Raw genomic sequence first — 10331 nt, forward strand, 5'->3', positions numbered from 1 at the left:
GTCAAGTCCATCCCCAATTGGAAGAGGGTGTCATTAAAGGCCATATGACCCTCCCCAACCAGCAGATAGGTTTGACTCGCCCGCTCCTTACCTCATTGGTTCTGGAAAACCTCGACCATGTTGGCAGGTGGACAGACGAGAAAGCTGCATATGAGGCCAAGGCCCTTCCTGCGCAAGATTTTTTTTGCCACCAGCGCCAATTTTTTTTGTCGCGGCTTTACCACGACTTAATGGAACTATTTGTGCGGCGTGACGAGCGGCTCGCGCGTGGTGAACCGGAGGGCTTTTAAGAGGCGCGAAAAACGCCGCGAGCGCTTCGGATTATTGCCGTCAATTTGCGTCCTGCTCCTTGCCGAGAAACTTATTCAGAAGTTCCTTGGCTTTCGCCTTGTTTCTCGCCGCCGAGCCATCGTCGTCGTCCTTCTTGCCGAAAAGCTGATCGACAATCTGGTTGGCATTCTTGCCTTTGAACTTCTTGCCGATTTCCTTGATCGTTTCGACCGTCTTGTGCGGATCCGAAAGCACGCCTTTGAGATCGGCTTGGTACTTCGGCTTGTCCCAGGAACCGCTGATCCGCACCGGCACCTCGATGCCTGAGAGCTTGTCGTCGCCACCCTCCTGTCCTTCGAGCGAAGCGACTATGTTTGGCTTCACTGTATAATCGACCGTGCGCTCCGGCATGTGGGCCGTACCCGAGCCTGTCACCCTCAGCATTGGGCTGACGAGCTGAAGATCGTGATTCTGCGCGACGCCATTGGCGATATCGAAGCTGGCGCTAAGCTCGCTGAAGTCGGTCTTTTGCGAAGGTGCTCTCCTAAGGCCCGAGAAATCGCCGTTGGCGACGCCGCGGATGGCGCCCGGCAAATTGAAGCCGACGATTGCGCCGTTTGAAAATTTGAAGTTGGCCTTGCCATTGAGCGTTTCGACGAGCTGCAGCTGGTTCGTTCCATTGGCGGTGAGCTGCAAACCGACCTTGGTTTTGCCCGAGATCCACTCGAAACCCGCGGCATCCTTCAGAAACGGCAGCGCCGCAATGCCGTCGAGATCAAAATTCGCACCGATATTAGCGGTATTCGCCGAGCCGTCGATCGTGAGCACGCCCTTGCCGTGTCCTTGATAGAGCTCAACGTCATCGAACGTCGCGGTCATCGCTTTGTTTTGCACGGCGACTGAAACGGAGGATTGCCCGATCGAAACTTTTTTGAAGTGCAGTTTGCCGACGCGGAGGCGGGCGTCGCCGTCTGCAATTCCGAGCAGCGCTAGGTTCAGCCGCTCACTCGACCATCCGGCGCGTTGGACTGCGCCGTAAACTTTGGAGCCGGGCGCATTCAAAAGTTTCTCGATCTCGTCGGGCGCTGATGGCGTGCCGCTTCCCGCACCGTTCTTCTGGGCCGGTGCGGCGGGCGCGGCGTTGTCTTCCGCCGGCTCGGGCTCGCTCTCCGTAGGAAGAACGCCGGTTACCGCGCTCGTCAGGTACTTGTTGAGATCGAGCTCCGCGACATCGAGGGTCGCCTCGACGCGGGGGCGCACACCGCCCGTCGTTACCTTGATCGAACCCTTCGCGGTGGCGCCATCGAGGCCGAATTCCGCATTCGAAAAATCCGTGACGTTGCCGCTCGTTTTAAGTCGGCCGTTGATGGATAGCGGACCGAACCCCGAGACCGGAGGAAGCGTCGTTCCAAACCAGGTGGCGAGGGCGCGCGCCGAGTCCGACTTGGCCGTGACTTCGCCTTCGAGGTAGGCGCGGTCGGTCAGGAGGATGCCGCCATCATAAGAGGCCGCAATCAGCGGGTTCCGGGCGTTGAACGAGAGATGACCCGGCTTATGGCTGAAGATGCTTTGGACGTCCGACAGCTTGCCGTCGAAGTCGATGCGCTGATCGCGCCAAGAAAGATTGCCGCTGCCGGTGAGCGGGCTCTGCAACGAGGCGAGGCCGAGTTTGAGGTTGACGGCGGAGACTTGCTGGACCTTTCCGGAGCGCTCGTCGGTGAAGCGCAACGTCCCGTCTTCGACCCTCACATCATCAATCTGCAAATCGCCTTGTCCGCGTAATCTTGAAGACGCTGAACCTGAGGACTCGTGATTCGACGAGACGGTAGTGTCATCGGTGGCGGCAACGACGACCGGTTCGGCGTCGCGCAGTGATCCTCGGAGTTGCAATTCAGCGAATTGCACGGGCGTCGCGCGTGCTGCGAAATCCCAATTGTTGTGACCGGCAGCGTCCCGGCGAAAGTTGAATATCGGCTTCCTCAGGACAATCGAATTGATTTCGATTTGGCGCGAGAAAAGCGTCATCGCCTTCACGCTGACGTCGAGCGCCTGCATTTCGACAAGCTTGCCGTCCATGCCCGGTGGGCCCGACAGCGACACGTTTTTGAGCGACACGCCGAGAACGGGAAAGAATGTGAAATTGGCGCGGCCGGCGATGACGAGATCCCGACCTGTCCTTGTCTTGACCTGCTCGGTGATCTTCTGACGAATGAGGTCGCTCGGCGGATTGACAAGAAGATAGGCGACACCGCCGCCGGCGACGAGAATGACAAAGAGAAAGAAATAAACGACGCCAAGCAGCAGGCCTCCGCCGCGACGAGGCGGTGCGGGAGAGCGCGGGCCCTTTCTCGGCCCCGAACCGAGCGGTGCGCGTTCGAAACTTGGCCGGTACGTCGAGAGCGGGGGCGGCGGTGGCACGGAGTTCTGCGGAGCCATTCAATCCTCGTCGGCGCGGCGATCTGGCCGCGCGTGGAATACCGGGCATTATATCATGCGCGGATTGTGTCACTTCGGCGTTCACAGTGTCCGCACAGCGCAAAGGCCCCTAGCGCCTTGGACATGGCACGCATTCGTGGTCAATTGCGGCACCCACAAAGAGGGCGAACATACTGTGATTAAACTCTGTGCACGCCTGATTCCCTGTGGATTCGCCCTGAGTTTAGCGCTTTCCGCGTCGGCCGCGCATGCGGCCGATATGACCGCGCGGCAGGTGACGCAACTCCTGTTTGCGACGGCGGCGGGTATCACTCCCGATCTCTCCAACAGGGATCTTTCGGGGCTCGATCTCAGCGGTCTCGACTTCAAGAAGGCCCGGCTCGACGGCGTCAATTTCTACGGCGCGGATTTGTCGGACGCCAATCTGTCAGGCGCAAGCTTGAAGTCGGCGCGGCTCGATCGCGCAACGCTGATCGGGGCAAACTTCACGAACGCCGATATGTCCGGCGCTAGCCTGCTACGGCCCAATGTGTTTGCCGACATGGCGGCTCCGGCAAGGCGATCGGGCCTGAGCTTTGCCGGCGCGCGTCTTGTCGGAGCCAATTTCAACGGCAGATTTGACGGCGTCGATTTCGAGCGGGCCGATTTGACGGCCGCGTTCTTCGGGCCGCGCGATCCGCGCGAGGAAGTCTTGATTACGCCGATGATGAGTCTAGCGGGCGCCAACTTCACCGGAGCGGTCCTCGCTGGCGCCGACTTCAGTAACGATGCCCTTGAAAATGCGAGGTTCGTCGGCGCCGATCTCTCGCGCGCAAATCTACGTCATGCGCGTCTCGGCGGGGCCGACTTCTCAAATGCCAACCTTGACGGCGCCGACCTGACCGGCGCCGACATGCGGGGCGCATTCCTGAAGACCGCCCGTGGGGTCAGCACTGCGGTCGGCATAGCTGCGGTGCCTTAAGGCCAAGCTCGCCACGAGCGCTTTTTCCATCGTGTGAGTTGCAGTTGCACCAATAGGTTGCGTAAACCTGCCACGAGTCCGCCTAGGTTGTGCCACACGACTCAGTGAGGACTTCCGTGGCCATGACAGCCACGTCCTTCCTGTCTCAAAAACTTGGACGCACCGGTTTGACAGCCGGTGCGTTTCTTTCCGCGGCCCTTTTGCCGGTGATGGCCATCGCCCTGACCATCCCCGAGACGGGTGAGCCGGCCGTGATCGCCGGGCCTGGACATGTCGTCGACGGCGATACGCTCGACGTTGGGCACACGCGCATCAGGCTCGAAGGCATCGATGCGCCAGAGATGGCGCAGACCTGCCAAACCGCGACCGGAGAAAGCTGGGATTGCGGGCGTAAGGCGGCAGCCCTGCTCAGAACTCTTGCCGAGCAGAGGGACCTCGCGTGCGATCGCACCGGCGTCGATAAATACAGGCGTACACTGGCCGTCTGCTACGAAGACGGCGTCAACGTCAATGAAGCGATGGTGCGCGCCGGGCTGGCTTGGGCCTTCATTAAATACTCGACTGAGTTCGCCAGCGTCGAAGCCGAGGCGAAAGCCCGCAAGATCGGCGTCTGGCAGGGTCCGGCCGAAGCACCATGGGACTTCAGGCACGGCGAATGGCGAGTCGCCGAAACAGCGGCACCGAAGAACTGCTCGATCAAAGGCAATATCTCGTCTCACGGCCACATTTATCATCTGCCCTGGAGTCCCTGGTACGACCGGGTCAGCATCGACGAAGCGCGCGGCGAGCGCTGGTTCTGCTCGGAAGCAGATGCGGTCGCTGCCGGCTGGCGCCCGGTGTCTTCGAACTAGCCAAGCCTCCAATGTCTTGACGGCCAATGCCGGCGCACGGATAACTTTGGAAAGCATCCCGTAAGCGCCAGCTTTTCGGCTACCCGGTGGGCATTGAGATGAGATCAGCGGTTCGGCCGATGGCCGTGATTGCGGCCGTGTGCCTCTGCTTTTCAGCCTCGACGGCCGACGCGAGCGCCTGGGACGAAATCCGCAGCAGCGTCTATGGCACCAAGGCCATCGCCGACGGTCGCGGCGTCATCAAGCTGACCGCGCCTTACCGGCCCGACGACATGCGCAAGGTGCCGATAGGCGTCAGCGCCGCCTTCCACGACGGCCGCACCGTAAAAACCGTTACATTCCTGATCGATGAAAACCCGACGCCGGTTGTCGCCGTGTTTCACGTGGGCGTCGGCCGTGACAGCGTCGCGATCACGTCGAACTTCCGCGTCGATCGCCAATCGGACGTGCGCGCCATCGTCGAGGCGAGCGACGGCCAGCTCTACATGGTCAGCCAGCTTGTAAAGTTCGCGGGCGGCCAGGCGTCGTGTTCGGCGCCGCCGCAGGGAAATCCCGACGAAATCGCCGCCAACATGGGCAAGATGCAAATGGCGCAGCTTCCCGCCGATGGCGTCGCGTCGCCCATGCTCGCTCAAGCCAAGCTCGACCTCAGCCATCCGAACCATACCGGCATGGTGATGGACCAGCAGACGCTGCTCTACACGCCGATCCGAATGGTGTCGGAAATCACCGTGAGGCACGGCGGAGATCTGGTGTTCCGCACCGAAGGCTCGATCGCGCTGTCGCAAGACCCCTCGATCGTTTTCGATTTCAGACGCACCAATGTCCAGGACCTCACCGTCACGGCGAAAGATACCGATGGCGGCAGCTGGGTGCGTACGTTCCCCGTTAGCCCGCAGAGCTGACCGGCGCGCTTTAGAGGCGTGCAGCCTCGGCACGTTTCGCCGCGTTTCGTCGCTTCGCGCGAGGTTTGAAGCCCAAACCACATTCGAACGAGTTGTGCTCGCCCGCCTTGATTACAGTGCGGGTAATTTTGAGCGCCGGCGCCTGCATTTCGGCTTCGATCGCTTGAAGCGGCAGCAGGGCAATGTCCGCGCCCGGCTGCATATCGCCGTGGATCAGCGCGCGCGTCAACGCCACGGCCGGAAGCAGCGGCACGTTCGGACCTGCGCCGCTCTCGGCGAGCAAACACCATCGCGCCGAGACTTGTTGACCGTCTGCATCGAGCCCCGCGCAATCGACTGTCATGGCACCGCGATCGGAGGCTAAAAGACCCGTCACGCGGCGCGCGGAGTGAAGCAGCGGTGCTAATGGTTCGATGCTTCTGATAACACCGTGCTGCCTCAACTTGGCGAGGAGCAGTAGTCCGAACTGTTCGAGACGCGACTCGAGCCCGGCGTAAAACGCGACGCGCGACGTGACGTCGAAGTGCTCCGGCAACAGCGCCGCGTCGGCGGTCTCGACCGGTGAAAGATACCGCACGCCGAGACCCGGCACGCATGTGCGCTGGGCGCTGCCCCATCCCGTAATCTCGGCTCGTGCGCCCTCCCGGTATGTTTCGATCGCCGTTCCCGCGTAGGAAAGTATGGCGCGAATGACGGCCGTACCGACGCGCCCAGCCCCTCCCGGCATGATGGCAATATCAACGCTGTCGAGGCGTTGCCAGTGCCGCGTCAAGTCTTCGACCACCGCAGCCGAAAGGGCCGGCGTTGAACTGGCACCAGCGCGTGCCACGAGACCCTTACGGCGCGCGATAGGATCGAGCGCTGTGGCGAAACCTAACAGATAGTCACGCGCATCGGCGAGGTCGATCCAGTGTGCGCCGGCGTTCAGCACGGCGCGCGCCAGATCGTAGCTGACCGATTGAAACGGACCGGACGCGTCGATGACGAGCCACGGCGAAAGCTTGATGAGACGTTCAAAGCCAAGCCGATCATCCCGATCGAAAGCCATTGCATCGATTCTCGCGCTTGGGTGCGTATCGCCAATCGCCTGTGCAACTGAACGCGCACGCACGTCATCGCGCGAGGTCAAAACGAGTTCGATACTGTCAATGGCCGCCAAATGTTCGGCAAGACGGCGGCCGAAGAACCCGGTGGCGCCGATCAAGAGGATTCGCCGGAGCATGCTCGCACCTCCGAATAGAGAGCTTCTTGGCGGATCAGCGTCCCGAACAGTGGATGCGAAAGTTCGAGCGTGAACAGAAACTCGCTCCCCGTCGTTTCGCTGTGCGTCACGACCGTTTTGCCGGGCGCCAGCCAATGCGGCAGGCGGAAACAAAACCCGCTGCAGTCAATGAAGTAACCAGCGCTCGTGAACACGAGCGTGCCGTTCTCGACGCCGAGCGTCAGCGCCATTCGGATTCCATGGCCGATGTATTCCTCGAGTCCCGTCGAACCCGAAAACCGCTTGGTCGAATGGATGACCTGCGGAAAGCCGCTGTCTCGCGCATAAACGCGAGTCCAGTTCTGGCCATCCGAAGCATGGTCTTCCGTGACGGTCACGACGGCCGGCAGTCCGATTTGCCGAGCCAGCGGCAGCGGCGCGCCAATGACGCGCAGCGCTTGCGCGAGCAGCCATCCGGTTCGGCTCATGGTGCACATCGTGACGTGTCCGGTATAGACGGCGGTTGCTGCACCGGACAGCCGCTTCGAAAAGCGATGACGCACAGCCTGCGGCAGCGCCGCCCATTCGGCGGCTAAAAGAAGTTCGCGGAATCGAAAATCGCCGCTCCGCTCTGCAACGGCTACATCGGCGTCAGCCGTTTGTAGCCAAACCTCGCGAACAACCGCAGGGGCAGACATGTGATGCCTCGCTCACCGCTTTGCGGGCGGCAGGATCTTCGCGACCTTGGCGCCGAGTTTCATTAGCGTTTTGAGTTTTCCGCGCGGCAGGCTCAGCATCTGTTGAAACCAGCGATCCGCCGCGCTCGTGAATTCGAACATTTCGGTCAGCCGTTTCTTGGCCAAGGCGTCGACGCGAGGGTCGCTTTGCGCGTCGGCTAGACAGGCGCGCAGCGTTTCCAGCACGGGATCGATCTCGCGCGCCTTGCGTCCGATTGCGATGCGCGTCACCAGCTCCCAGATGTCGCCTTCGGCTTCGAAGTGGTCGCGCCGGTCACCGAGGATCGGAACGCGGCGGATGAGGCCCCAGGTCATCAGTTCTTTCAGCGAGTTGGATACGTTGGACCGCGCGATGCCGAGCGCATCGGAAATGTCTTCCGCGGTGAGCGGGCGGCCCGCCAGATAAAGCAGGGCGTGAATTTGCGAGACTGAGCGGTTAACCCCCCAGGCGCTCCCCATATCCCCCCATTTCAGAATGAAGTGTTCGATCGCGGGCGGAAGTCGATCGGAAGTTTTAGTAATTTCTGTCATTACAGAAATATATGATATGAAACGGCTTCGTGCAAGAGGGCCGATCTTCACCGTTCGCCCTATTTTGTAAGGGGACCGATGCTTCAACAAAAAAAAGGCGCGTCTGCTGTGAGACGCGCCTTTGGATTACTTTGACGGCAAAGACTTCAGTCCGGATTTGTGCCGCTGTAAGGCCGGTATTCATAACCGCGGCCATCGCCCTGGCCGCCGTTGTCGTTGGCGCCTTGATCTCCCTGGTCACCCGGAGGGCCCTGATCGTCGCCGCCATCGTCTGGTGGGCCGTCGGCGTTATCCGGACCATCCGCTCCGTTGCCATCGTAGGCACCGTCGCGACTGTCGCCACCGCGCTGATTGGCGCCTGGCGGTGGCGGCGGACCGTCGCCACGCGCCAGAAGGGGCGTGATGCGTCGGACAGCGACTCGACGGTTAAGCCGCTCGGCGGCATCGGTCGGCACTTTCAGATACTCCTCACCATAGCCTTGCGTGGTCAGGTTCTCGAACGGAACTTGGAACTGCTCGCTCAGCACCTCGGCAACCGACTCGGCACGCCGATCGGAAAGGGACAGGTTGTCCTCGTTCGAGCCGACCGCGTCCGTATAGCCTTCAATCAGGAAGACCTCGTTTGGATTGCGACGGACCACCCGCATCATGGCGCGAGCGATGCGTTCTAGTTTGTGATATTCGCTTGGGTCGACATCCCACGATCCGAATTCGAAGTTGATATCGTCGAGGTCGACGCGGCGCATGCGGTCGCGCAACCGCGCGGTCGCACGGATCTCGTCGAGTGTGTAACGGTCCCTGAAGTCTTCGATCGGCGGGGCGCTCAGCGCGTCATAAACGTCGTCCTCGCTTGCGTTGTCGTATTCGACGATGTACTTGTCGCGCGGAATTCTGACGCGAGGTTCCGGAACGTCGACGATCGAGTTCAAGATTGCAGCACCGGCCGCAACGCCGAGCCCGATGCCGATACCTGTCGCTATATCTCTACCGCCGCCGTGACCCCGCCTGCGGCGATTGTCGATGATGATCACATCGCGGCCATCGGGTCCGCGGCGATAGCGCCTCAGAAGCTGGCCGTTAGCGTCCGTCTCGGAATAGATCTTCACGTTGCCGGGTCGATCGATGATCGAAATGGTTGAGCCGCCGGCGCCCTTCTGGAAGCGCGCATTGGGAGCAACACGTCGCAGGCGCTCGGTTTCGTCGTGCTGAATGAAGAGGCGATTGTTCTGCTTGAACATCGTACGCTTGCCGGGTTCTTCGATGACGACCTTGCCGCCGGCCTCGACCTTCTCCTTGCGGGAGCTGCGCAGATTATCGAATCTCTTTCGAGCATCTCCAGCCGACAGAGCCTTCGGGGCCGTCCTCGCGAATCCCGTTGCAGGCGGCTTACCCGGTAAATTCGGATTGATGACGACAGGTTTGTCGCCAGGCCCGCGATTTTTGTCGTTGTCTCCGAAATGTTTTTGGAAACCGGGCTTGTTCTTATCTTCCGCTTTGAAATTGTCGCCAGCAGGCGGCGTCTTGGAAAACGTGTTGGGAGTGTTCGTCGGAGGCGACTTCGCTCCGTTATTGTCTTTATCTCCGAAATGTTTCTGGAAGCCCCGTTTGTTTTTGTCTTCAGCCTTGAATTTTTCGGTGTTAGGCGGCGTCTTCGAGAACGTGCCCGGAGGCGCATTTTTGGTGGACTCGTTCACGACCGGCGGCTTTGGCTGCGGTTGGTTGCCGAACGTCTTCGGCTCGGGCGCCGTCCTTTTATTGTCGAATTGGAACCCTGACGGCTTTTCACCCTTTGAGTTCTGTCCGCCCTGCGATTTTCCAAACGAACCGCGCTTCTCTCTCTGATCGTCGTCACGGCGGCCCTTGGATTCGCGGCGCTTATTATCATTGTCGTTGTCGGCGTTGGTCGCAGCGTTACCGGAAGACGGTTTGTTGTCCGCTTGGACGCTAGGCGGCATGGCGGCAAGAGCCGCAAACAGCGAGGCGGCTGCAACAACCACCTGTCGGGAAGAGATCATACTGTCCTCGTGAGTTCGGGCTCCAGGCCCAAGCGCCCGCATCGCCCGGGCGCGGCTCGTCAATCGTGTTAGCAGAAGCGGGGCGCTACGGCATTTCTGCGGCAAACCTCCGAAAACCTTCGAAGCACACATGGCATAACTTTGCGCCGATGAAGCGCAAATGAACAAAACGCCGGCGGCAAATGCGCGGTCGACGCAGTAGGTTTTTGTCTTCTTGCTCGGCGTTCAATTCGTTTGCGTAGCTAGCCGCTAAGCCGCGCACTTTCGATGTTATTGCAGTACCAGACATAAGTTTGCTTGAGACCGTCCTTCAGGCCGTACTTTGGCTGCCATCCACTGGCGAACAGCCGAGACACGTCCATCAGCTTTTGCGGTGTGCCGTCGGGCTTTGACGGATCATTGACGATTGTGCCCTTGAACCCGA

General features: G+C 60.6%; 9 protein-coding genes and 1 pseudogene. 4 read left to right on the forward strand and 6 right to left on the reverse strand.

The features are described from left to right. A partial coding sequence (locus VN623_RS02850) for a hypothetical protein (protein WP_325567924.1) occupies nucleotides 1–290 on the forward strand: 290 nt, incomplete at its 5' end. A 40-nt stretch (nucleotides 291–330) separates the two neighbouring features. Here VN623_RS02850 and VN623_RS02855 read toward each other — a convergent pair. Then, complete coding sequence (locus VN623_RS02855) at nucleotides 331–2706, reverse strand: AsmA family protein (RefSeq protein WP_325567926.1); 2376 nt, start codon at nucleotides 2704–2706, stop codon at nucleotides 331–333. Between the two features lie 259 nt (nucleotides 2707–2965). Here VN623_RS02855 and VN623_RS02860 point away from each other — a divergent pair, with 259 nt between their 5' ends. The 3 genes from VN623_RS02860 to VN623_RS02870 all read left to right on the forward strand — a co-directional run bounded on the left by VN623_RS02860 (nucleotide 2966) and on the right by VN623_RS02870 (nucleotide 5423). After that, nucleotides 2966–3667 (forward strand): pentapeptide repeat-containing protein, encoded by a 702-nt coding sequence (locus VN623_RS02860; RefSeq protein ID WP_325567928.1) that lies wholly within the window; start codon nucleotides 2966–2968, stop codon nucleotides 3665–3667. Between the two features lie 122 nt (nucleotides 3668–3789). Continuing rightward, nucleotides 3790–4518, forward strand: coding sequence for a thermonuclease family protein (locus VN623_RS02865; RefSeq protein WP_325567930.1), 729 nt, complete (start codon nucleotides 3790–3792; stop codon nucleotides 4516–4518). A gap of 98 nt (nucleotides 4519–4616) precedes the next feature. Further along, nucleotides 4617–5423, forward strand: a complete 807-nt coding sequence (locus VN623_RS02870) for a quinoprotein dehydrogenase-associated SoxYZ-like carrier (protein ID WP_325567932.1) — start codon at nucleotides 4617–4619, stop codon at nucleotides 5421–5423. Between the two features lie 10 nt (nucleotides 5424–5433). On the opposite strand, the gene VN623_RS02875 is transcribed toward VN623_RS02870, so the two are convergent. The 5 genes and pseudogenes from VN623_RS02875 to VN623_RS02895 form a co-directional block, all read right to left on the reverse strand. Further along, nucleotides 5434–6645 (reverse strand): saccharopine dehydrogenase NADP-binding domain-containing protein, encoded by a 1212-nt coding sequence (locus VN623_RS02875; protein ID WP_325567934.1) that lies wholly within the window; start codon nucleotides 6643–6645, stop codon nucleotides 5434–5436. Next, entirely contained in the window at nucleotides 6624–7322 is a 699-nt protein-coding gene (locus VN623_RS02880; RefSeq protein WP_325567936.1) for a DUF4166 domain-containing protein, read from the reverse strand. The genes VN623_RS02875 and VN623_RS02880 overlap by 22 nt, the downstream gene beginning before the upstream one ends. Nucleotides 7323–7334: 12 nt before the next feature. Next, nucleotides 7335–7892, reverse strand: a complete 558-nt coding sequence (locus VN623_RS02885; RefSeq protein ID WP_325567938.1) for a GbsR/MarR family transcriptional regulator — start codon at nucleotides 7890–7892, stop codon at nucleotides 7335–7337. A gap of 146 nt (nucleotides 7893–8038) precedes the next feature. Beyond that, a complete protein-coding gene (locus VN623_RS02890) occupies nucleotides 8039–9907 on the reverse strand; it encodes an OmpA family protein (protein ID WP_325567940.1) in 1869 nt (622 codons plus the stop codon). 242 nt (nucleotides 9908–10149) lie between these two features. After that, nucleotides 10150–10331, reverse strand: a pseudogene (locus VN623_RS02895) (GDP-L-fucose synthase); the annotation flags it as partial.

This window comes from Hyphomicrobium sp., from assembly GCF_035572195.1.
Taxonomy (GTDB): Bacteria; Pseudomonadota; Alphaproteobacteria; order Rhizobiales; family Hyphomicrobiaceae; genus Hyphomicrobium_B.